General features: G+C 62.2%; 20 protein-coding genes. 14 read left to right on the top strand and 6 right to left on the bottom strand.

Features of this window, described 5'->3' with window-relative positions; genetic code table 11:
• Positions 1–36: 36 nt before the first annotated feature.
• Entirely contained in the window at positions 37–777 is a 741-nt protein-coding gene (gene ompR / locus ABVN20_RS15065; protein WP_192307465.1) for a two-component system response regulator OmpR, read from the bottom strand.
• A 360-nt stretch (positions 778–1,137) separates the two neighbouring features.
• On the opposite strand from ompR, the gene ABVN20_RS15060 reads away from it, so the two are divergent.
• From ABVN20_RS15060 to tauD, 7 genes are all read left to right on the top strand, one after another.
• Positions 1,138–3,459 (top strand): Tex family protein, encoded by a 2,322-nt coding sequence (locus ABVN20_RS15060; protein WP_368556509.1) that lies wholly within the window; start codon positions 1,138–1,140, stop codon positions 3,457–3,459.
• Complete coding sequence (locus tag ABVN20_RS15055) at positions 3,459–3,842, top strand: PaaI family thioesterase (protein ID WP_368556508.1); 384 nt, start codon at positions 3,459–3,461, stop codon at positions 3,840–3,842. Before ABVN20_RS15060 ends, ABVN20_RS15055 begins: the two co-directional genes overlap by 1 nt.
• Positions 3,843–4,103: 261 nt before the next feature.
• Positions 4,104–5,687, top strand: a complete 1,584-nt coding sequence (gene gshA / locus ABVN20_RS15050; protein WP_368556507.1) for a glutamate--cysteine ligase — start codon at positions 4,104–4,106, stop codon at positions 5,685–5,687.
• A 232-nt stretch (positions 5,688–5,919) separates the two neighbouring features.
• Positions 5,920–6,897, top strand: a complete 978-nt coding sequence (tauA, locus tag ABVN20_RS15045; RefSeq protein ID WP_368556506.1) for a taurine ABC transporter substrate-binding protein — start codon at positions 5,920–5,922, stop codon at positions 6,895–6,897.
• 16 nt (positions 6,898–6,913) lie between these two features.
• Positions 6,914–7,708, top strand: coding sequence for a taurine ABC transporter ATP-binding subunit (gene tauB, locus ABVN20_RS15040; protein WP_368556505.1), 795 nt, complete (start codon positions 6,914–6,916; stop codon positions 7,706–7,708).
• A complete protein-coding gene (gene tauC, locus ABVN20_RS15035; RefSeq protein WP_368556504.1) occupies positions 7,705–8,538 on the top strand; it encodes a taurine ABC transporter permease TauC in 834 nt (277 codons plus the stop codon). The genes tauB and tauC overlap by 4 nt, the downstream gene beginning before the upstream one ends.
• Before the next feature lie 142 nt (positions 8,539–8,680).
• Complete coding sequence (gene tauD / locus ABVN20_RS15030; protein ID WP_368556503.1) at positions 8,681–9,523, top strand: taurine dioxygenase; 843 nt, start codon at positions 8,681–8,683, stop codon at positions 9,521–9,523.
• A gap of 121 nt (positions 9,524–9,644) precedes the next feature.
• Here tauD and mgrA read toward each other — a convergent pair whose 3' ends face one another.
• The 3 genes from mgrA to ABVN20_RS15015 all read right to left on the bottom strand — a co-directional run bounded on the left by mgrA (position 9,645) and on the right by ABVN20_RS15015 (position 12,203).
• Positions 9,645–10,682 carry an L-glyceraldehyde 3-phosphate reductase gene (gene mgrA / locus ABVN20_RS15025; protein WP_368556502.1) on the bottom strand — a complete coding sequence of 346 codons (1,038 nt, stop codon included), beginning with the start codon at positions 10,680–10,682 and terminating at the stop codon, positions 9,645–9,647.
• Between the two features lie 133 nt (positions 10,683–10,815).
• Positions 10,816–11,217, bottom strand: a complete 402-nt coding sequence (locus tag ABVN20_RS15020; RefSeq protein WP_368556501.1) for a type II toxin-antitoxin system HicB family antitoxin — start codon at positions 11,215–11,217, stop codon at positions 10,816–10,818.
• A 95-nt stretch (positions 11,218–11,312) separates the two neighbouring features.
• The gene (locus ABVN20_RS15015; protein WP_368556500.1) at positions 11,313–12,203 is read right to left on the bottom strand and encodes a LysR family transcriptional regulator; all 891 of its coding nucleotides are present in this window, start codon (positions 12,201–12,203) and stop codon (positions 11,313–11,315) included.
• A 121-nt stretch (positions 12,204–12,324) separates the two neighbouring features.
• On the opposite strand from ABVN20_RS15015, the gene ABVN20_RS15010 reads away from it, so the two are divergent.
• Positions 12,325–13,065, top strand: coding sequence for an SDR family oxidoreductase (locus ABVN20_RS15010; protein ID WP_368556499.1), 741 nt, complete (start codon positions 12,325–12,327; stop codon positions 13,063–13,065).
• 142 nt (positions 13,066–13,207) lie between these two features.
• Positions 13,208–13,468, top strand: a complete 261-nt coding sequence (locus ABVN20_RS15005) for a hypothetical protein (RefSeq protein ID WP_368556498.1) — start codon at positions 13,208–13,210, stop codon at positions 13,466–13,468.
• On the opposite strand, the gene betT is transcribed toward ABVN20_RS15005, so the two are convergent.
• Complete coding sequence (gene betT / locus ABVN20_RS15000; protein ID WP_368556497.1) at positions 13,465–15,459, bottom strand: choline transporter BetT; 1,995 nt, start codon at positions 15,457–15,459, stop codon at positions 13,465–13,467. The genes ABVN20_RS15005 and betT overlap by 4 nt on opposite strands.
• 319 nt (positions 15,460–15,778) lie before the next feature.
• Positions 15,779–16,705 (bottom strand): serine O-acetyltransferase EpsC, encoded by a 927-nt coding sequence (epsC, locus tag ABVN20_RS14995; RefSeq protein WP_368556496.1) that lies wholly within the window; start codon positions 16,703–16,705, stop codon positions 15,779–15,781.
• A gap of 192 nt (positions 16,706–16,897) precedes the next feature.
• Between epsC and ABVN20_RS14990 the strand changes: the two genes are divergently transcribed.
• From ABVN20_RS14990 to ABVN20_RS14970, 5 genes are all read left to right on the top strand, one after another.
• Positions 16,898–17,890, top strand: coding sequence for a D-cysteine desulfhydrase (locus ABVN20_RS14990; RefSeq protein WP_368556495.1), 993 nt, complete (start codon positions 16,898–16,900; stop codon positions 17,888–17,890).
• 331 nt (positions 17,891–18,221) lie between these two features.
• Positions 18,222–19,016: a cystine ABC transporter substrate-binding protein gene (gene tcyJ / locus ABVN20_RS14985; RefSeq protein WP_368556494.1), complete on the top strand. Its 795-nt coding sequence runs from the start codon at positions 18,222–18,224 to the stop codon at positions 19,014–19,016.
• Positions 19,016–19,681, top strand: coding sequence for a cystine ABC transporter permease (gene tcyL / locus ABVN20_RS14980; protein ID WP_192307450.1), 666 nt, complete (start codon positions 19,016–19,018; stop codon positions 19,679–19,681). The genes tcyJ and tcyL overlap by 1 nt, the downstream gene beginning before the upstream one ends.
• Before the next feature lie 4 nt (positions 19,682–19,685).
• A complete protein-coding gene (gene tcyN, locus ABVN20_RS14975; protein WP_368556493.1) occupies positions 19,686–20,441 on the top strand; it encodes an L-cystine ABC transporter ATP-binding protein TcyN in 756 nt (251 codons plus the stop codon).
• A gap of 463 nt (positions 20,442–20,904) precedes the next feature.
• Entirely contained in the window at positions 20,905–21,645 is a 741-nt protein-coding gene (locus tag ABVN20_RS14970; RefSeq protein WP_368556492.1) for a hypothetical protein, read from the top strand.
• The last annotated feature ends 91 nt before the right edge of the window (positions 21,646–21,736 follow it).

The raw sequence follows: 21,736 nt of genomic DNA, 5'->3' as shown, positions 1-21,736 counted from the left end.
GGCTGGTGCGCAGGACCCGCTCCTACAAATCGCCGATCACTTGGTGGCGGCGCCATCCGGAACGAACACGTAACCCACACCCCAGACGGTCTGGATGTAACGCGGCTTGGATGGATCAGGCTCGATCATCCGGCGCAGACGGGAAATCTGCACGTCGATGGAACGCTCCAGCGCATCCCACTCACGGCCACGGGCCAGGTTCATCAGCTTGTCGCGGGTCAATGGCTGACGCGCGTTCATCACCAACGCCTTGAGCACCGCGAATTCGCCGGTGGTGAGCATGTGCACTTCGGCGCCGCGCTTGAGTTCACGGGTGGCCAAGGACAGTTCGTAGTCCCCGAAGGTCACGCTTTCTTCTTCGCTGCCCGGGGCGCCCGGCACCGGCGCCGACTGGCGACGCAGGACGGCCTTGACGCGGGCCATCAGCTCGTCCGGGTTGAACGGCTTGGCCAGGTAATCGTCGGCGCCCAGTTCCAGGCCCTTGATACGGCTCAGCTCGTCGCCCTTGGCGGTCAGCATGATGATCGGAATCTGATTGTTCGCGCTGCGCAGGCGGCGGCAGGCGGTCAGGCCGTCTTCACCGGGCAGCATCAGGTCGAGGACGACCAGGTTGAACACTTCACGCGCCAGCAGGCGGTCCATCTGTTCGGTGTTCGGAACGGCGCGGGCGCGGTAGCCCTTACTGACGAAAAAGCGTTCCAGCAGGCTGCTGAGCCCCGGATCGTCGTCAACGATAAGAATTTTTTCGCCTTCAGCAATGTTTGCAGTGCTGCTCATTGGATGCTCCTTTGATCTCGGCGCGCATTATGGCGTAGCTGCCGTTATACGCACCGTGTGCATTGTTAGCAGATTTTTCCTTCACCGCCAGAAATACGGGCATTGTGCCTACAGCCTGCGATGCCCCCGAATGACAGAACGCTGGTTATAATGCGCGGCCTTTTGTGTCAGGCAACGTCTGATCCTTATCGCCGCGGCCCTCGTCATTTTTTCATGGCCGTCGCAGTAATTATTCGATTTCACGGGTCAACGGGATGCCTGTCGACCCAGGCAGCGGTGCTGGCCAGGCCGCTCAACCAGACTCGCCGAGCCCGATCTACGCGCCTGCGAGCCTGCTTTCACAATTTGTCAGGTGGTTTTATGGACAGCATCAACAGCCGCATCGCCGAGGAACTCGGCGTACGCCCACAACAGGTCGAAGCGGCCGTCGCGCTACTCGATGAAGGTTCTACCGTTCCCTTCATCGCCCGTTACCGGAAAGAAGTGACCGGCAGTCTCGATGACACCCAGCTGCGTCACCTGGAAGAGCGCCTGCGCTACCTGCGAGAACTCGACGAACGGCGCATCAGCATCCTCGCCAGCATCCAGGAACAGGGCAAGCTGACCCCGCAACTGGAACGCGACATCAAGCTCGCCGACACCAAGACCCGTCTCGAAGACTTGTACCTGCCGTACAAGCAGAAGCGCCGCACCAAGGGCCAGATCGCCCTGGAAGCAGGCCTGGGCGAGCTGGCCGATGGCCTGTTCAACGACCCGACGCTCGCCCCGGACAGCGAAGCCGCGCGCTTCGTCAACGCCGAAAAAGGCGTGGCCGACGTCAAGGCCGCCCTCGAAGGCGCCAAATACATCCTCATGGAACGCTTCGCCGAAGACGCCAGCCTGCTGGACAAGCTGCGCAGTTACCTCAAGCAGGAAGCCACCCTCAGTGCCCGCGTGATTGCCGGCAAGGAAGAGGAAGGCGCCAAGTTCCGCGACTACTTCGAGCACGACGAACCGCTCAAGAGCATGCCGTCGCACCGCGCCCTGGCGATTTTCCGTGGCCGCAACGAAGGCATTCTCAGCTCCGCGCTGAAAGTCGGCGAAGAACTGCCCGGCACCCTGCACCCATGCGAAGGCATGATCGGCCAGCACGTCGGCATCCAGAACCAGAACCGTGCCGCCGACAAATGGCTGGGTGAAGTGGTGCGCTGGACCTGGAAGGTCAAGCTCTACACGCACCTGGAAACCGACCTGCTCGGCGAGCTGCGCGATGGCGCGGAAACCGAAGCGATCAACGTGTTCGCCCACAACCTGCACGACCTGCTGCTGTCGGCCCCGGCCGGCCCGCGCGCAACCCTGGGCCTCGACCCTGGCCTGCGCACCGGTTGCAAGGTCGCCGTGGTGGATGCCACCGGCAAGCTGCTGGATCACGCTACCGTTTACCCGCACGTGCCGCACAACAAGTGGGACCAGACCATCGCGATCCTGGCGGCCCTGTGCGCCAAACATTCGGTGGACCTGATCGCCATCGGCAACGGCACCGCCAGCCGCGAAACCGACAAGCTGGCCATCGAGCTGATCAAAAAATACCCAGCCATGAAAATGACCAAGGTCATGGTGTCCGAAGCCGGCGCATCGGTGTACTCGGCATCGGAACTGGCGGCCAAGGAATTCCCGGACCTCGACGTGTCGATCCGTGGCGCGGTGTCGATTGCCCGTCGCCTGCAGGACCCGCTGGCGGAACTGGTGAAAATCGACCCGAAATCCATTGGTGTCGGCCAGTACCAGCATGACGTGTCGCAGCTGAAACTGGCGCGCGGCCTGGACGCCGTGGTCGAAGACTGTGTGAACGCCGTAGGTGTGGATGTGAACACCGCGTCCGTTGCGCTGCTGGCACGTATCTCCGGCCTCAACGCCACCCTGGCGCAGAACATCGTCAGCCACCGCGACGAACACGGTGCGTTCAAGACCCGCGCCGCGCTGAAGAAAGTCGCCCGCCTGGGTGAAAAAACCTTCGAACAGGCCGCCGGCTTCCTGCGCGTGATGAACGGTGACAACCCGCTGGATTCTTCGGCGGTCCACCCGGAAGCCTACCCGCTGGTGCAACGCATCGCCGCTGAAACCGACCGCGACATCCGCTCGCTGATCGGCGACGCCGCCTTCCTCAAGCGCCTGGACCCGAAAAAGTACACCGATGAAACCTTCGGCCTGCCGACCGTCACCGACATCCTGCAAGAGCTGGAAAAACCCGGTCGCGACCCGCGTCCGGAGTTCAAGACGGCCGAGTTCCAGGAAGGCGTCGAAGACCTCAAGGACCTGCAATTGGGCATGATCCTCGAAGGTGTGGTGACCAACGTGACGGCCTTCGGTGCCTTCGTCGACATCGGCGTGCATCAGGACGGTCTGGTGCACATCTCTGCGCTTTCGGAGAAGTTCATCAAGGATCCGCGTGAAGCGGTGAAAGCCGGTGACGTGGTGAAAGTGAAGGTCATGGAAGTCGACATTCCGCGCAAGCGCGTAGGCCTGTCGATGCGCATGAGCGACACCCCTGGCGAGAAAATCGACGGTGCCCGTGGCGCGCGTCCAGGCTCGGCACCGCGCCAGTCGCAGAACAATGCACCGCGCAAGGAAACCACGGCAGCTCCGGCCAATAACGCCATGGCTTCGCTGTTCGCCAACGCCAAGCAATTGAAGAAACGTTGATGGACATCCCTGCCGGGTACACCGAAAGCGCGTTTTTCAAGTTGCTGGGCTGTCGCTTGCACAGCCTGGACACCGGGGTGGCGCAAGTCGTCCTGGTGCTGGAACCCGAGCTGCGTAATCGCGCCGGCAAGCTGCACGGCGGGGCCCTGTTCAGCCTGGTGGACATTGCCATGGGGCTGGCCTGTTCCAGCAGCCACGGCTTTGACCAGCAGAGCGCGACCATCGAATGCAAGATCAACTACATCCGCGCCGTGTCCGACGGCGAGGTGATGTGCACGGCGCGGGTGATCCACCCGGGCCGGCGCACGCTGGTGGTCGAGGCCGACGTGATGCAGGGCGACAAACTCGTCGCAAAAGCACAAGGCACGTTCGCTGTCCTGTAGCTAGTCGCCATCAATTTGAGTTAATTTCGCTACAAAGCCCGTCCCTGTAGGAGCGAGCTTGCTCGCGATAGCGCAGTATCAGACGCCATTGTGCTGACTGACACACCGCATCGCGAGCAAGCTCGCTCCTACAGGGGAGGCTGTGCAAATATTGATCAATCGGCGATAAAAACCAGGCGAAAACGCCAGTTTTAACTTCACCCTTGTAGACCGTCTTGCCCACCCCCATATTGGGGCGACTGACGCGTGAAGGAATCCAACTTGAGCGAACTTCTCAACCGCCGCCTGGCTCTGCTCGGCGAGCGCGCCAACCTCTCTCTGCTCGAACAGTGCCTTCACGGCATCGAACGTGAATGCCTGCGCGTGACCAGCGAAGGTCGCCTGGCGCAAACGCCGCACCCGGAAGAATTGGGTTCCGCGCTGACCAACGAACAGATCACCACCGACTACTCCGAGTCGCTGCTGGAGTTCATCACCCCGGCCCTGCCTGATCCGGCGGACACGCTGGCGAGCCTGGACAAGATTCATCGCTTTGCCTACAGCAAACTCGGCAACGAGTACCTGTGGAGCCCTTCGATGCCGTGCCCGTTGCCGGCCGAGGAAGATATCCCGATCGCCTACTACGGCACGTCCAACATCGGCCAGCTCAAGTACGTCTACCGCAAGGGCTTGGCCCTGCGCTACGGCAAGACCATGCAGTGCATCGCCGGGATTCACTACAACTTTTCCCTGCCGGAAAAGCTCTGGCCACTGCTCAAGGAAGCCGAGGGTTTTGTCGGCACCGATCGCGATTATCAGTCGTCGGCCTACATCGCCCTGATCCGTAACTTCCGTCGCTACAGCTGGCTGCTGATGTACCTGTTCGGTGCCTCGCCTGCGCTGGATGCCGGCTTCCTGCGCGGTCGCTCGCACCAGTTGGAACAACTGGACGCGGACACCCTGTACCTGCCGTACGCCACCAGCCTGCGCATGAGTGACCTGGGTTACCAGAGCAACGCCCAGGCCGGCCTGACGCCGTGCTACAACGACCTGGTGAGCTACACCGACAGCCTGCGCCAGGCTGTCGCCACGCCATACGCGCCCTATGTGGAAATCGGCACCCATCAGGACGGTGAGTGGGTTCAGCTCAACACCAACATCCTGCAGATCGAAAACGAGTACTACTCCAACATCCGCCCGAAACGTGTGACCTACACCGGCGAGCGGCCGATCCAGGCGCTGATGGCCCGCGGCATCCAGTACGTCGAAGTGCGCTGCCTGGACATCAACCCGTTCCTGCCGATGGGCATCGACCTCAACGAGTCGCGCTTCATCGACGCGTTCCTGTTGTACTGCGCGCTGAACGACAGCCCGCTGCTGACCAACAATTCGTGCGGCAACGCGACCTCGAACTTCCTCAGCGTGGTCAAGGAAGGTCGTCGTCCGGGCCTGCAGTTGCAGCGCGACGGCCAGGCGGTCGACTTGAAGGAATGGGCGGGCGAACTGCTCGAGAAGATCGCCCCGCTGGCGGCGTTGCTGGATCAAAGCCAGGGCGGCGATGCCCACAGCAAGGCGCTGGATGCGCAGTTGGCCAAGGTCAACGATGCGTCCCTGACACCTTCGGCCCAGGTGCTTGCGGCGATGGCCGAGCACAAGGAAAGCTTCGCCCAGTTCTCCCTGCGCCAGAGCCAGGCCCACGCCGAGTACTTCCGCAGCGAGCCGTTGAGCCGCGAAGAACAGGCGGCGTTCGAAGAGCGCGCACGAGCCTCGCTGGCCGAGCAGGTGGAGCTGGAACAGAACGAAGTCGGCGATTTCGATGTGTTTGTCGGGTCGTATCAGGCGAGCATTCTGGCGATCAGCAATTAAATCCCGAGAGGTCCTGCGGACCTCATCGCGAGCAAGCTCGCTCCTACAGAAGATCAGTGAACGCCACAAATCCCCTGTAGGAGCGAGCTTGCTCGCGATGGCAACACTGCGGGGTCACGCCTAAAATCCACCAACACTAAGCTAATTCTAAAAAGTTATTTATTTTAGAATTCTTAGATCATTTAGTCTCCTTCTCACGCCGATCCTCGGTCGCCTGACAAGGAGCTTCCCCATGAAACTGCATTTCCCCCTTCGCCTCCTGGCGGCCGCTTCGCTGGCCGCTGCGAGTCTGTTTGCCCAGGCGGCCGACGTCACCGTCGCCTACCAGACCACCGTCGACCCGGCCAAGGTCGCCCAGGCCGACGGCGCCTACGAGAAGGCCACCAAGGCCGACATCAACTGGCGCAAATTCGATAACGGCGCCGACATCATCGCCGCCATCGCCTCGGGCGATGTACAGATCGGCTACCTCGGTTCCAGCCCGTTGACTGCCGCGATCACCCGCAAGGTGCCGGTGCAGACTTTCCTCATCGCCACCCAGATCGGCGCCGCCGAAGCCCTGGTGGCCCGCGACGGTTCCGGGATCAAGACGCCACAGGACCTGGTCGGCAAGAAAATTGCCGTGCCGTTCGTGTCCACCGGGCACTACAGCCTGCTCGCCGCGCTGAAGCACTGGAACATCGACCCGTCGAAAGTCACCGTGCTCAACCTCGCGCCACCGGCCATCATCGCCGCCTGGAAACGCGGTGACATCGACGCCACCTACGTCTGGGACCCGGCGCTTGGCGTGGCCAAGGAAAACGGCAAGGTGCTGATCACCTCCGGTGAGCTGGCCAAGTTCGGCGCACCGACCTTCGACGCCTGGATCGTGCGCAAGGACTTCGCCGAGAAGCACCCGGAAATCGTCACCGCGTTCGCCAAGGTCACCCTCGACGCCTACGCCGAGTACCGCAAGGACCCGCAAGCCTGGCTCGCCAACCAGAGCAACGTCGACAAGCTGGTGAAGCTCTCCGGCGCCAAGGCCAGCGACATTCCGTTGCTGCTGCAAGGCAACGTCTACCCCCTTGCGGCTGACCAGGTGAGCAGCCTCGGCGCCCCGACCACCAAAGCCATCACCGACACCGCCGTGTTCCTCAAGGAGCAAGGCAAGGTCGAAGCCGTGCTGCCGGACTACGCGCCGTACGTCAGCGCCCAGTACATCACCAACTGATCGGGAGCGAATCGCGATGGCCTTGCTACAGCTGGAGCGCATCAGCGCACAGTACCCCGGCAGTGCACAGCCTGTGCTGGCGGATATTTCCCTGACCCTGGGGCCCCGGCAATTGCTGGTCGCCCTGGGCCCGTCCGGCAGTGGCAAGACTTCGCTGTTGAACCTGATTGCCGGCTTCGTCGAACCCAGCGCCGGGCGCATCACCCTCGACGGCGTGCCGGTCAAGGGGCCGAGCGCCGAACGTGGCGTGGTGTTCCAGGACGATGCCCTGCTGCCCTGGCAGGACGTGCTGGCCAACGTCGGCTTCGGCCTGGAGCTGGCCGGTGTCGCCCGAGAGCAGCGCGAGGCCCGCGCCCGGGAAATGCTCGCGCTGGTGGACCTGTCCGGTTTCGAGCATCGGCGCATCTGGCAGCTTTCCGGTGGGCAGAAACAGCGCGTCGGCCTGGCCCGCGCACTCGCCGCCGATCCGCGCGTGCTGCTGATGGATGAACCGTTCGGCGCCCTCGATGCTTTCACCCGCGAACAGATGCAGGAGCTGCTGTTGCAGGTGTGGCAACGCGCTGCCAAACCGGTGTTCCTGATTACCCATGACATCGAAGAAGCGGTGTTCCTCGCCACCGACCTGATTCTGTTGGCGCCGAACCCCGGGCAGATCGTCGAGCGCCTGCACCTGGATTTCGGCCAGCGTTACGCCGCCGGTGAGTCGGCTCGTTCGATCAAGTCCGACCCTCGCTTCATCGAAACCCGCGAGCACGTGCTCGCCAAGGTGTTCTCGCAACGCAGCGCCACTTTGCTGCAGGAGCGCGCATGAGCAGCTATGAGATTCCCGCCGTCGCGGTCAAACCCGGCGCGGCACCTGCCGCGCCTCGTCGGCACTTGAGCACCCGCTGGATCAGCGTGATGACGCTGGTCGCGCTGCTGGCCCTGTGGTGGGCGGTCACGGCTACGGGCTTGATCGAGCCACTGTTCCTTCCACCGCCCGCGGCCGTGCTGCAAAAAGGCTGGCTATTGGCGACCTCCGGCTACATGGATTCCACCTTGTGGCAGCACCTGGGCGCGAGCCTGGGGCGCATTGGCCTGGGCCTGGGTTTCGCGGTGCTGACCGCCGTACCGGTAGGTGTCGCGATTGGCGCCAACCGCATTGCCCGGGGTGTGCTCGACCCCTTGATCGAGTTCTACCGGCCGATCCCGCCGCTGGCTTATTTGCCGTTGATCGTGATCTGGTGCGGCATTGGCGAGCTGTCGAAAGTCCTGCTGATCTACCTGGCGATTTTCGCGCCGATTGCCATCGCCACCGCCACCGGAGTGCGCACCGTCGACCCGGCGAAACTGCGCGCCGCGCAGTCCCTGGGCGCCACCCGCGTGCAGCTGATTCGCCACGTGATCTTGTCCAGTGCCCTGCCGGACATCCTCACTGGCGTGCGCATCGGCCTGGGTGTCGGCTGGTCGACGCTGGTCGCCGCCGAACTGATCGCCGCCACCAGCGGCCTGGGCTTCATGGTGCAGTCGGCCGCGCAGTTCCTGGTCACCGATGTGGTGGTGCTGGGGATCCTGGTAATCGCGCTGATCGCCTTCGCCATGGAAATGGGATTGCGCGCCCTGCAACGCAAACTGGTGCCGTGGCATGGCCAGGCGCATTGAATTGAATGACGAATCATTGTGGGAGCGAGCCTGCTCGCGATAGCGGTGGATCAGTCATGACGTTGCCGTCTGATACATCAGTCGCGAGCAGGCTCGCTCCCACAGAAAAGCAGTGGCCCCCCCGAATTCGAAGAGAACCACCATGAGCAGCCTGAACATCACCCCTTTAAGCGCCGCCCTCGGCGCACAAATCAGCGGCATCGACATCAGCCAGCCGCTGTCCGTGGCCCAGCGCGATGCCATCGAGCAGGCGCTGTTGAAATACCAGGTCCTGTTCTTCCGCAACCAGCCGATCACCCCGCAACAGCAGGCACGTTTTGCCGCCAACTTCGGCGACCTGCACATTCACCCGATCTACCCTAATGTGCCGGAACAACCGGAGGTGCTGATCCTCGACACCGCCGTCACCGACGTGCGCGACAACGCCATCTGGCACACCGACGTGACCTTCCTGCCGACCCCGGCGATGGGCGCGGTGCTGAGCGCCAAACTGCTTCCCGAATATGGCGGCGATACGTTATGGGCCAGCGGCATTGCCGCCTATGAAGCGCTGTCGGCGCCGATGAAAAGCCTGCTCGAAGGACTGACCGCCACCCACGACTTCACCCGTTCCTTTCCGCTCGAACGCTACGGCAATACCCCAGAGGCACTGGCGCAATGGGAAGAAACCCGGCGCAAGAACCCGCCGCTGTCGCACCCGGTGATTCGCACTCACCCGGTGAGCGGACGGCGCTCGCTGTTCGTCAGCGAAGGCTTCACTTCAAGGATCAATGAGCTCTCGGACACCGAGAGCGAGACCATCCTGAAATTCCTGTTCGCCCACGCCACCCGCCCGGAATTCACCATTCGCTGGCGCTGGCAGCAGGACGACATCGCGTTCTGGGATAACCGCGTGACCCAGCATTACGCGGTGGATGACTACCGCCCGGCACGGCGGGTGATGCAGCGGGCGACGGTGTTGGGGGATGTGCCGTTTTTTCGCTGAATTTTTCGCAACCTCTCCGCCCTATCGCGAGCAGGCTCGCTCCCACATTTGAATTGCGCCAGACACAAAACAGTGTGGGAGCGAGCCTGCTCGCGATGGGGCCAGGAATGGCACCGCAGACTCACTCCGCCATCGAAGGCTTCTCCCAAAGATTGATCCCGCCCTCCTGGGCAAACCGATCAATCTCCGCCAGTTCCTCGGCACTGAAACTCAGGTTCTGCAACGCCCCCACGTTCTCGATAATCTGCTCCGGCCGGCTGGCGCCGATCAGCGCCGAGGTCACCCGTGGATCGCGCAGGGTCCAGGCCAGGGCCAGCTGCGCCAGGCTCTGCCCGCGACGCTGAGCGATCTCGTTCAGCGCCCGAACGTGGGCGATGTTGGCGTCGGACAAATGCGAGGCCTGCAACGAACCACCGCCCGGACGATTGACCCGCGCATCCGCCGGCACGCCGTTGAGGTACTTGTCGGTCAGCAACCCCTGCGCCAGCGGCGTGAAGGCGATTACCCCGGTACCCAGTTCGTCGGTCACGTCCAGCAGGTCCTTTTCCACCCAGCGATTGAGCAGGTTGTACGCCGGCTGGTGAATCAGCAGCGGCACTTTCCACTCTTTCAACAGGCCTGCCATCTCACGGGTTTTCACCCCGGAATAGGAAGAGATGCCGATGTACAACGCCTTGCCCTGCTGCACCGCGGTGGCCAATGCGCTGGCGGTTTCTTCCAGCGGGGTGTCCGGGTCGAAACGGTGTGAATAGAAGATATCCACATAGTCCAGGCCCAGGCGCTGCAAGCTCTGGTCGAGGCTGGCCAGCACGTATTTGCGCGACCCACCGCCCTGGCCGTAAGGCCCTGGCCACATGTCCCAACCGGCCTTGCTGGAGATGATCAGCTCATCGCGATACTGCTTGAAGTCTTCACGCAGCAACCGCCCGAAATTGATCTCGGCACTGCCGTACGGCGGGCCGTAGTTGTTGGCCAGGTCGAAGTGGTTGATGCCAAGGTCGAACGCCGTGCGCAACAACGCACGCTGCGTGTCGATCGGCGTGCTGTCGCCGAAGTTGTGCCACAGGCCCAGGGACAACGCCGGCAGCACCAGGCCGCTGCGACCGACGCGGCGATAAGGGATGGAGTCGTAGCGGTTTTCGGCAGCGGTGTAAGTCATCGAATCCTCTCTTGTCTGTCTTGAAGTTGGTATCGACTGCTTCGCAAGTCGCCCAGCATACGCCCAGACAAACACCAAAAACCTTCCGACTCGAATATTTGCTGAAACGTTTCACAAAACGTTCGTCGAATCCCTATGCCGACAGCTCACGCAGCGCTGCTGCCGCCAGAAAACCGGACCTTGAGCGGTAGCGCTGGTCACGCCTGACCGTCTGGTCGATGCGCTCAAGCAGTTGTTCTGGCAGCGTCGCGTTGAAGCGCACCGCCTTGCCGAAGTAAGGCGTGATATCGAACTCCACCACTGCCCAGACGCCCCCGGCGTAATCGGGGTTGGCGATATGTACGTCGATTTCCTGCACCTGCGGCAACGGATCACCGTCTGCCACCAGCCCTTCGTAGTGCAGGGACAACGCTTCTTGCACGCTTTCAAGGGCCTGCGCCACTGTGCTGCCCGCGGAGAAACAACCCGGCACATCCGGGACGATCACTCCGTAGTCCGAGTCGGCATCCTTATGCAGAACGACTGGAAATTTCATGTCGATGAATCCTTCCTGAGAGTTGTCCATGTCGGAGATATTGATACACACCATACACACCGAAAAAGACAATGGTCTCTCGCTCAGACCAACGGCTACCGCGCCGCCGCAAACACCTCCCCCAACCAATCCACAAACACCCGAACCCGAGGCGACATGTGGCGGTTGTGCGGGTACAGCACCGATACCGGCATCGGTGGTGGCGGGGTGTCAGGCAGGACTTCCTGGATCAGGCCCTGGGCGATCTGGGTGTGCATGCGGTATTGCGGGCACTGGATAAGGCCCAGGCCGGCGATGGCCGAGGCGGCGTAGATTTCGGCGCCGAATACCGAGATCGCGCTGGGAATCGGCACTTCCTGCAGTTGGCCATCGACCAGGAATTCGAACGGGAACAACTTGGCGTTGCTGCGCGAAACGTAGTTCACCGCGCGGTGGTGCTTGAGGTCGTCGAGGGTTTTCGGGACGCCGTATTTGCGCAGGTAGGCCGGGCTGGCGCAGGTGATCTGGCGCAGGTTGGCCACGCGCTTGCCGATCAGGGTCGAGTCGGTCAGCGTGCCGGCGCGCAGCACGCAATCGACGCCTTCGCTGATCAGGTCCACCAAGCGGTCGGCCTCGCTGATCGACAGCTCGATGTCGGGGTAACGCGCCATGAATTGCGGCAGCGCCGGAATGACAAAGCTCCTGGCCAGCGTGCCGTGCAAATCCACCCGCAGCAGGCCCTTGGGTGCCACGCCACGAAACGCCAGTTCGGCATCTTCCAGCTCTGCCAGCAGTTGCACACAACGCTGGTAATACGCCTCGCCATCCAGCGTAGGACGAACCCTGCGGGTGCTGCGCTCCAGCAGACGCGTGCCGAGCCAGGCTTCGAACTGATTGAGCGTGTGGGTCAGCGTGGCGCGGGGCAGGTTCAGGTCCTGGGCGGCCAGGGTGAAGCTGCTGCGCTCGTAGATCCGCACGAAAACCTTCATCGCCCTGACTTGATCCACCTTGAACTCCTGAACGCTGATTGTTGGCGATTATTGAACAGTCAAGGCAACTCTCGTGCATTTATCCACCTGAGTAAACATGTGAAATTGGCTGCACTTTCCATCGACAGGAATTTCCACCATGACTGCTCAACACTCGAAAGTTGCCATCATCACCGGCGCCTCCCGCGGTATCGGCGCCGTGATCGCTCAACAACTGGCCAGCGAAGGTTTCGCCGTGGCCATCAATTACGCCAACAGCGCCAGCGAGGCCTCGAAGTTGGTGGTGGAATTGCGTCAGGCCGGCCATCGAGCCATAGCGATCAAGGCAGACGTAGCCAACGCCGACGACGTGCGGCGCATGTTCGACGAAACCGAGGCGCAACTGGGCAAGGTCGATGTGCTGGTCAACAACGCCGGCATCCTCAAGGTCATGCCGCTGGCACAACACAGCGATGAGCTGTTCGAGCAGACCTTCAGCATTCATGCGCGCGGCACCTTCAATACCCTGCGCGAAGCGGCCACGCGCCTGAACGATGGCGGGCGCATCGTCAATTTCTCCAGCAGCACGGTCGGCATGAACCTGCCGGGTTACGCGGTGTACATCGCCAGTAAGGCGGCGGTGGAATCCCTGACCCAGGTGTTCGCCAAGGAAATGCGCGGGCGCCAGATCACGGTGAACGCGGTGGCGCCCGGCCCGGTCGCCACCGATCTGTTCCTGCATGGCAAGAGCGAGGAGCAGATCCAGAACTTCGCCAAGATGGCGCCACTGGAGCGCCTGGGCCAGCCGGAGGATATCGCGCGGGTGGTGTCGTTTTTGGTGGGGCCGGATTCGGCCTGGGTCAACGGGCAGATTTTGCGCGCCAATGGGGGGTTGGTGTGACTAGGGTGACTATGCTCAATCCATAACCGAGGTGAATTCATCGCGAGCAAGCTCGCTCCTACAGGGGTTGGATGTGCGCTCACACACCCTGTAGGAGCGGGCTTGCCCGCGATGAAGGCCCCCATCCAACAGGCCACCCCCCATGCACACCACGATCATCATCACCTTCGGCCTGATCCTCCTGGCGCTGATGCTGTTCATCGGCGAGAGGATCGGCTTCAGCCGCCAGACGCTGACCTACAGCTTCATCGTCCTGTGGCTGGCCCTGACGATGATCAACGGTGCCATCGGCGTGGTCACCGCCGGCCAGTCCGTGACCACCGAAATGGTGGTCGGCAGTGTGGTGTTCGGCATCCCGGTGGCGGCACTGGTGCTGTTCATGGCCTTGACCGCGGAAAGCTAACGCACCAGGTGCAGGAACTGCATGTGCCGCTCGTACTGGTCGAGGATGTCGTTGATCACCTGCTCCTTGGTGTAGCCCACCAGGTCGTAATCCTGGCTGCCCTCGCTCAGGTGCACCTCGGCCCGGTAGTAACGCCGGTTGTTGAGCTGCTTGGAGCCCATGCCGCCACGGGCGAAGGACGGCGTGAAGTAGCCTCGCATCTGCACCTGGTAGATGAACGGGTGCTGCTCGCCGTGGCCGATTTCCAGGCTGACGCTATCGTGGGCCGGGTCCGGCACGGTGACAACGTGCAAGCCCTTCTCGACGAACACCGCCGTGACTTCCTCGATGGCCGGGCGCACGGTGCTTTCCATGAAGCGGTAGACCTCGTCCCGCGAGGGGAAATGCACCGCCTGGCTCAAGCGCTGGCGCCAACCGCCGCGCCGCGCACCGGACACCGGCGCCAGGGAATGCAACTGCGCGATCTGCTTTTGCGACTCCAGGTAGAACGCCTTGTGCAGCCCCCACATCATCGTCAGCAGAATCAAGGAGAACGGCAGCGAGGTCAGCACCACCGCCGACTTCAGCGCATCAATGCTGCCGGAGAACAGCAGCGCGCTGGTCACCAGCGCCGTCATCGCGCCCCAGAACACCCGCAGCCATTTCGGCCCGTCTTCGTCCGGGTTGCCGCCCTTGGCCGACAGCGTCGACAACACCACGGTACCGGAGTCGGCCGAGGTGACGAAGAACACGAAGCTGATGAACACCGTGACCGCGATCACGGTCTTGCTCCACGGGTAGGTTTCCAGCAGCAGGTAAAGGGTCATCGACGGATTGTCGATCGCCGACATCCCCAGCGCCGACATGCCATGGTTGAGCACCTGGTCGATGGCGCTGTTGCCGAAGATCGACATCCACGCCAGGGTGAAACCCAGCGGAATCAGCAGTACGCCAAAGACGAATTCACGGATGGTCCTGCCGCGGGAAATCCGTGCGATGAACAGGCCCACGAACGGCGACCAGGCAATCCACCAGGCCCAGTAGAACACCGTCCAGCCACCCAGCCAGTCGCTGGGTTCGTCGTAGGCGTACAGGTCGAAGCTCTTCATCGGCAAGGCGCCGAGGTAATCGCCCAGGTTCTGGATCAGCGTGTTAAGCAGGTGCTGCGTGGGCCCGGCGAACAGCACGAACAGCAACAGCGCGCAGGCCAGCAGCATGTTGATGTCGGACATCACCCGCACGCCTTTGTCGACACCGGAGACCGCGACGATGATCGCCGCGCCCATCATCAGGGTGATCAGGCCCACCTGGATCCACTGGGTGTGGGCGATGCCGAACAGGTAGTCCAGCCCCGAATTGAGGTGCAGCACACCAAAGCCCATGTCGGCACCCAGGCCGAACACCGTGGCGATGATGCCGAAGCCGTCCACCGCGTAGCCGATGGGGCCGTTGATGCGCTTGCCAATCAGCGGGTAAAGCGCCGAGCGCAGGGCCAGCGGCAGGTTGTGGCGGTAGGCGCAGTAGGCCAGCGCCATGCCGACGAAGGCGAACACGCCCCAGCCGTGCAGGCCCCAATGCAGGAACAGGATCTGCATCGCCTGGCGCGCCGCCTGCGCCGTGCCGGCCTCGCCTTGGGGCGGCTGGAGCATGTGGGTCAGCGGCTCCGACACGCAGAAGAAGAACAGGGTGATGCTGATCCCGGCGGCGAACAGCATGCCGGCCCAGGACAGGTAACTGAATTCGGGTTCGTCGTGGTCGGCACCGAGCTTGATCTTGCCGTAGCCGGACAAGGCGGTGACCACCACGAAGACCAGATACAGGGTCATCGCGAGCAGGTAATACCAGCCGACCGTGTTGGCCGCCCAGTTCTGGGCTTCAAGCAGCCAGGCGCCGGCTTGTTCCGGCAGGCTGATCACTACGACGCCGAAGAGCAGAATGAAGGTGGCCGCGAAATAGAACACGGGCGGGTTCATGCGCACCTGCTCGGTGGCAGGCAGGGACGGTGCACTCATCAGCGGCGCACCTCGAAGCGGTAAAACGTGGCTGTAGAATTCGGACTCAGCAAAGGCAGGCCTCCTGTTGTGAGCGGGCGGCGAACCACCGGTTTAACTTGAATGAACGTTCAATTTAAACATGGATAGGTTGCTAAGGACTAATTGCGGGGCTGGACGGTCGTGTTGGCAAGGCCCTGAACACGGCACAAAACCCTGTGGGAGCGGGCTTGCTCGCGATGGCGTAGTGTCAGTCACCTGAGCTATCGACCGGAACACCGCCATCGCGAGCAGGCTCGCTCCCACCCATCATTTGCCACAATTGATGGGTGGGTCAGCCCTACTTCTGCGTCCCATCATCCAGCTGCAGGCTGGCCTGGGTCAGGTTAGACCCCGCCGGCACGCTGCGGGTCAGCCAGACGTTGCCGCCGATGGTCGAGCCCTTGCCGATGGTGATCCGCCCCAGGATCGTTGCGCCGGCGTAGATCACCACGTCGTCCTCGACGATCGGGTGCCGGGGGTGGCCCTTCTGCAACTGGCCGTCCTCGTCCGCCGGGAAGCGCTTGGCGCCCAGGGTCACGGCCTGATAAATGCGCACGCGCTCGCCGATGATCGCCGTTTCGCCGATCACCACGCCGGTGCCGTGATCGATGAAGAAACTGCGGCCGATCTGCGCGCCGGGGTGAATGTCGATGCCGGTCGCCGAGTGGGCGATTTCCGCGCTGATACGTGCCAGCAAGGGCAGGCCGGCGCGGTACAGATGGTGAGCGAGGCGGTGGTGAATCACCGCCAGGATCCCCGGGTAGCACAGCAACACCTCATCGACGCTGCGCGCCGCCGGGTCACCGTGATAGGCCGCCAGCACATCGGTATCGAGCAGCGTGCGCAAGCCCGGCAGGGCCAGGGCAAACTCCTGGATGATGGCGATGGTGCGGGCTTCCACTTCGCTGTCGGCCTCGGCGTTGTGCCGGGCCACGTAGCGCAACTCAAGCCGCGCCTGGCCGAGCAGCGCGTTGAGCGCAACGTCCAGGGTGTGGCCGACGTAGAAATCTTCGCTCTCTTCGCGCAGGTCCACCGGCCCCAGGCGCATCGGGAACAGCGCGCCGCACAACGCTTCGAGAATATCCGCCATGGCGGCGCGCGACGGCAGCTCACGGCCGCCCTGCTCGCCACTGGCGCGGCCGTTTTGCGTACGCCACTGATCGCGCGCACTGCGCAGTTGGCTGACAATGGTCTGCAATTGCCAATGGCTGGAACGCTCACTCACGGTAAAAACTCCACACGGGCGGCCGGACGGTCTGGCCACGCTGACGGCGATTACTTTACGGCAAGCGCTACGGGGCAAATTAAGAACCGATTATGCTGTGTTCAGCACTTTTGGCTATAAGCGATTGCCGGTTGCCCGCCCCGGGGCCCGTGCTTATAGTCCGGACATTACCCCCCCCGCCAGTACGGACCCATGATCAAACAACAGCTCGCCCGTTTCGACCGCCTCGACTTGCTCAGCCACCCGACCCCTCTGGAAAAACTCGAACGCCTGTCCACCTGGCTGGGCCGCGATGTCTACATCAAGCGCGACGACCTGACGCCGCTGGCGATGGGTGGCAACAAGCTGCGCAAACTCGAATACCTGGGCGCCGACGCCCTGGCCCAGGGCGCCGATACGCTGATCACCGCAGGCGCCCTGCAATCGAACCACGTGCGCCAGACCGCCGCCCTCGCTGCCCGGCTCGGCCTGGGTTGCGTCGCGCTGCTGGAGAATCCGCTGGGCTCTGACGACGCCAATTTCGTCGGCAACGGCAATCGCCTGCTGCTCGACCTGTTCGATGCCAAGGTCGAATTGGTGGACAACCTCGACAACGCCGACGAGCAACTCGAGGCGCTGGCCGCACGCCTGCGCAGCAGCGGCAGGAAGCCTTACCTGGTGCCGATCGGCGGCTCCAACGCGTTGGGCGCGCTGGGTTATGTGCGCGCTGGCCTGGAGCTGGCCGAGCAAATCAAGGACACCGGTCTCGACTTCGCCGCCGTGGTGCTCGCCTCGGGCAGCGCTGGCACCCACAGCGGCCTGGCCCTGGCCTTGAGCGAAACCCTGCCGGGCCTGCCGGTGATTGGCGTCACGGTTTCGCGCAGTGATGAAGCGCAGCGGCCAAAGGTCCAGGGCCTGGCCGAGCGCACGGCAGCGTTGCTGGAAGTGAACCTGCCGGACACGTTCAAGGTCGAGTTGTGGGACGAATATTTCGCACCGCGCTACGGCGAGCCCAACGCGGGGACGCTGGCAGCGGTCAAGCTGCTGGCCAGCCAGGAAGGCGTGCTGCTGGACCCGGTCTACACTGGCAAGGCCATGGCTGGCTTGCTCGACGGCATCGGACGCCAGCGTTTCGACGAAGGTCCGATCATTTTCCTGCACACCGGCGGCTCGCCGGCGTTGTTTGCCTACAAGGATTTTCTGTAACGGCGGATCGCCCGCACACGGAACCCTGTAGGAGCGAGCTTGCTCGCGATGGAGGTCCAGACACCGCGGGCGTTCAGACAGCCCGCGTCATCGTTGACGACCATCGCGACGGTTCGACGCCTCGACATGCTCGCTCCTACAGAAACAGCATTTATTCCTGATTGGAATATTAAAAATAACATTCATTATTTTCCAATCTAAAAAAGCCATCATATAGTCATACTGCAGGCAAATTGCCGAGAGACGCATAAGCTGCTTTAGGGCAGGATATTGCGGTCGATCACGCCAACATTCCAAGAAGCGTCTTCATAAGAAAACACAGGGGCTTGTCATGAATTTTTCCGCACTACGTCGAAATCTGCTGGTCGGTTCGCTGGGCCTGGCGCTGAGCGCCGGTCTGTTGGGGCAAGCGGTTGCCGGTGAGCAACTGCAAAAAATCAAGGATGCAGGCGTGATCAACGTCGGCCTGGAAGGCACCTACCCACCGTTCAGTTTCGTCGACGCCGACGGCAAACTGGCCGGCTTCGAAGTGGAGTTCTCCGAAGCCCTGGCCAAGGAGCTGGGTGTGAAGGTCAAGCTGCAGCCGACCAAATGGGACGGCATCCTCGCCGCCCTGGAGTCCAAGCGCCTGGACGCGGTGATCAACCAGGTGACCATCTCCGAAGAGCGCAAGAAGAAGTATGACTTCTCCGAGCCGTACACCGTTTCCGGCATCCAGGCACTGGTGCTGACCAAGAACAAGGACACCATCAAGACTGCGCAAGACCTGGCTGGCAAGAAGGTCGGCGTGGGTCTGGGCACCAACTACGAGCAGTGGGTGAAAGAGAACGTGCCGAAGGCTGACGTGCGCACCTACGAAGACGATCCGACCAAGTTCCAGGACCTGCGCGTCGGCCGCATCGACGCTATCCTGATCGACCGTCTGGCCGCGCTGGAATACGCCAAGAAGGCCAAGGACACCACCGCCGCCGGCGAAGCGTTCTCCCGTCAGGAAGCCGGTATCGCCCTGCGCAAAGGCGAGCCAGAGCTGCTGGATGCGGTGAACAAGGCCATCGAAAAACTGCGTGCCGACGGCACCCTGGCCAAGCTCTCCGAGAAATACTTCAACGCTGACGTCACCAAGTAATGGAAGAAGCTTTCCAACTCGCACTGGACTCCGCGCCCTTTCTGCTCAAGGGCGCGTACTACACAGTGATTCTGAGCCTGGGCGGCATGTTCTTCGGCCTGCTGATGGGCTTCGGCCTGGCGCTGATGCGCCTGTCGCGCTTCAAACTGGTGAGCTGGATCGCCCGCATCTACGTGTCGTTCTTTCGCGGCACGCCGTTGCTGGTGCAGCTGTTCGTGATCTATTACGGCTTGCCGCAATTGGGCGTCGAACTCGATCCGCTGCCGGCGGCCCTGATCGGCTTCTCGCTGAACATGGCGGCCTATGCCTGCGAAATCCTGCGTGCCGCGATCAGCTCCATCGAGCGCGGCCAGTGGGAAGCGGCGGCCAGTATCGGCATGACCCGCGCGCAGACCCTGCGCCGGGCCATCCTGCCGCAGGCCATGCGCACGGCGTTGCCGCCGCTGGGCAACAGCTTCATTTCGCTGGTCAAGGACACGGCGCTGGCGGCCACCATCCAGGTGCCGGAACTGTTCCGCCAGGCGCAGCTGATCACCGCCCGGACCTTCGAAATCTTCACCATGTATCTGGCCGCCGCGCTGATCTACTGGGTTCTGGCCACGGTGCTTTCGCACCTGCAGAACCAGTTGGAAGCGCGGGTCAATCGGCACGACCAGGAGTCCTGACCCCATGATTGTCGTGGAAAAACTGACAAAGCAGTTCAAGGGTCACGTTGTGCTCAACGGCATCGACCTTGAGGTCAAGGAAGGCGAGGTCGTGGCGATCATCGGGCCCAGCGGCTCGGGCAAGACCACGTTCCTGCGCTGCCTGAACTTCCTCGAAGAACCCAGCAGCGGCCGGATCAAGGTGGGCGACATCGAGATTGATGGCAGCCGCCCGTTGAACCAGCAGCAGGGCCTGGTGCGGCGCTTGCGCCAGCACGTCGGCTTCGTGTTCCAGAACTTCAACCTGTTCCCCCATCGCACGGCACTGGAAAATGTCGTCGAAGGGCCGATCGTGGTGAAGAAGACGCCGCCTGCCGAGGCGATTGCCCTGGGCAAGAAACTCCTGGCCAGGGTCGGCCTGGCGGGCAAGGAAGACGCTTACCCGCGACGCCTCTCCGGTGGTCAGCAACAGCGTGTGGCGATTGCCCGAGCGCTGGCGATGGAGCCGGAAGTGATCCTGTTCGACGAGCCGACCTCGGCTCTCGACCCGGAACTGGTGGGTGAGGTGCTGTCGACCATCCGCAGCCTGGCCGAAGAAAAACGCACCATGGTGATCGTCACCCACGAGATGGGTTTTGCCCGTGACGTGGCCAACCGCGTGGTGTTTTTCGACAAGGGCGTGATCGTTGAACAGGGCGAAGCCAAGGCGCTGTTTGCCAACCCCAAAGAAGAGCGGACCAAACAGTTTCTCAGCAAGTTCCTCAATAACGCCCACAACTAAGCCACCGCTCCAGAATGTTAACTTCCACGGACGGAAGTAACTTCCCCCGCTATTTACACCTCTGCGACATACTGAACAATTTCGCTCCAGCGACACTGTTGCGTGCGGTACATATTTATGTCCCGCAACAAAGTCCGTTCACTTAAAATTGGCAACTCGATCAAACCGCCGCCACCAAGGGCTGCGCGTACGCGTCGCCAATACGGGCGAATTCCGTGGTCAAATTCGACCAATCACTGTGGCTTGTTAACCCGGCATTGTAGGAGCTTTCTGAATAACAGCAGATTGCTTACTTCACCGGCACACTCTATTGACACTTAATCCCGCGCACTTTTATCTAGTCCCCAGCCAACCCGGCCACCCGCATAAATATAACTTTCAGCAAAAGTAACGAGACCTTCGTTACTCGGCAATTCAATTAACTCAGAAACGGACTTCGCTGTTTGACTTCAAGGAGAATCCCATGAAAAGCCCATCGAACAAATCCGAACTCGCCGCCCCGGCACTGACGAAATCCCACAAGAGCGGCATCAACCTGACGTCGGCAGCGCATCTGTTGGTCGAAGTGGCGCCCTACCCGGGCATGGAGGACGGTGACCTGATCGAGCTGTTCTGGGACGACTGCTACGTCGCCTCAAAGGTGTTGAACACCCGCGACGTTGGCACGACAGTCACCCTGCGAGTGCCGGAAAGCTTCATTGCCAATGGTTGTTCACGCATTCACTACCGCCTCATGCAGGTGGGCCAGGGTCCCGCGCTTTCTGCCGCCACCCGCGTGCAAATCAAGCTCGACTGTCCGGGTGGCCAACCGTCGGCGATGTGTGGGGACGAAAACCAGAGCCTGGCACCCGTGAGCATTCCCGAAACCATCCGCCGCCAGGGAGTCAACCCGAACCAGGTCAGGCGTGGCGTTCCCTTGACCATCGAGCCGTACCTGAACATGGCCGTCGATGACGAAATCACCCTGCGCTGGGGCGATGTGCGCATGGACTTGCCTGCCCTCAAGGCCAGCGAGGTCGGCGAGCCGATCCACGTCTGGGTGCCGCCCGCGATCATTCTCGAAGCCGGCGAAGACCTGCGCCTGGAAGTGACCTACTGCATCCTCGACCGGGTCGGCAACAACTCGCGCTGGGCGCCTGCACGCACCCTGAAGATCGGCTGTGCCAGTCCCTGCCTGACGGTCAGGGGCAAGGAAATACAGTGATCGCCTGGCCTGAGTCCATGCCCTCGTCGGCGGATCAACTGTTGCTGCAACAACAAGTGTTGTGCGGCGAACAGTTGGCGAAGACACACTT

It is taken from the genome of Pseudomonas sp. MYb118, assembly GCF_040947875.1.
In the GTDB taxonomy this organism is placed as follows: Bacteria; Pseudomonadota; Gammaproteobacteria; order Pseudomonadales; family Pseudomonadaceae; genus Aquipseudomonas.
The sequence above is the reverse complement of the archived record's forward strand: the minus strand, read 5'-3'. Positions and strand labels throughout refer to the sequence as shown.

Excerpts from the sequence above, each read along its gene's own strand:
- ompR (WP_192307465.1), bottom strand. The coding sequence starts at position 777 with ATGAGCAGCACTGCAAACATTGCTGAAGGCGAAAAAATTCTTATCGTT.
- ABVN20_RS15060 (WP_368556509.1), top strand. The coding sequence starts at position 1,138 with ATGGACAGCATCAACAGCCGCATCGCCGAGGAACTCGGCGTACGCCCA.
- ABVN20_RS15055 (WP_368556508.1), top strand. The coding sequence starts at position 3,459 with ATGGACATCCCTGCCGGGTACACCGAAAGCGCGTTTTTCAAGTTGCTG.
- tauA (WP_368556506.1), top strand. The coding sequence starts at position 5,920 with ATGAAACTGCATTTCCCCCTTCGCCTCCTGGCGGCCGCTTCGCTGGCC.
- tauB (WP_368556505.1), top strand. The coding sequence starts at position 6,914 with ATGGCCTTGCTACAGCTGGAGCGCATCAGCGCACAGTACCCCGGCAGT.
- tauC (WP_368556504.1), top strand. The coding sequence starts at position 7,705 with ATGAGCAGCTATGAGATTCCCGCCGTCGCGGTCAAACCCGGCGCGGCA.
- tauD (WP_368556503.1), top strand. The coding sequence starts at position 8,681 with ATGAGCAGCCTGAACATCACCCCTTTAAGCGCCGCCCTCGGCGCACAA.
- mgrA (WP_368556502.1), bottom strand. The coding sequence starts at position 10,682 with ATGACTTACACCGCTGCCGAAAACCGCTACGACTCCATCCCTTATCGC.
- ABVN20_RS15020 (WP_368556501.1), bottom strand. The coding sequence starts at position 11,217 with ATGAAATTTCCAGTCGTTCTGCATAAGGATGCCGACTCGGACTACGGA.
- ABVN20_RS15010 (WP_368556499.1), top strand. The coding sequence starts at position 12,325 with ATGACTGCTCAACACTCGAAAGTTGCCATCATCACCGGCGCCTCCCGC.
- ABVN20_RS15005 (WP_368556498.1), top strand. The coding sequence starts at position 13,208 with ATGCACACCACGATCATCATCACCTTCGGCCTGATCCTCCTGGCGCTG.
- betT (WP_368556497.1), bottom strand. The coding sequence starts at position 15,459 with ATGAGTGCACCGTCCCTGCCTGCCACCGAGCAGGTGCGCATGAACCCG.
- ABVN20_RS14990 (WP_368556495.1), top strand. The coding sequence starts at position 16,898 with ATGATCAAACAACAGCTCGCCCGTTTCGACCGCCTCGACTTGCTCAGC.
- tcyJ (WP_368556494.1), top strand. The coding sequence starts at position 18,222 with ATGAATTTTTCCGCACTACGTCGAAATCTGCTGGTCGGTTCGCTGGGC.
- tcyL (WP_192307450.1), top strand. The coding sequence starts at position 19,016 with ATGGAAGAAGCTTTCCAACTCGCACTGGACTCCGCGCCCTTTCTGCTC.
- tcyN (WP_368556493.1), top strand. The coding sequence starts at position 19,686 with ATGATTGTCGTGGAAAAACTGACAAAGCAGTTCAAGGGTCACGTTGTG.
- ABVN20_RS14970 (WP_368556492.1), top strand. The coding sequence starts at position 20,905 with ATGAAAAGCCCATCGAACAAATCCGAACTCGCCGCCCCGGCACTGACG.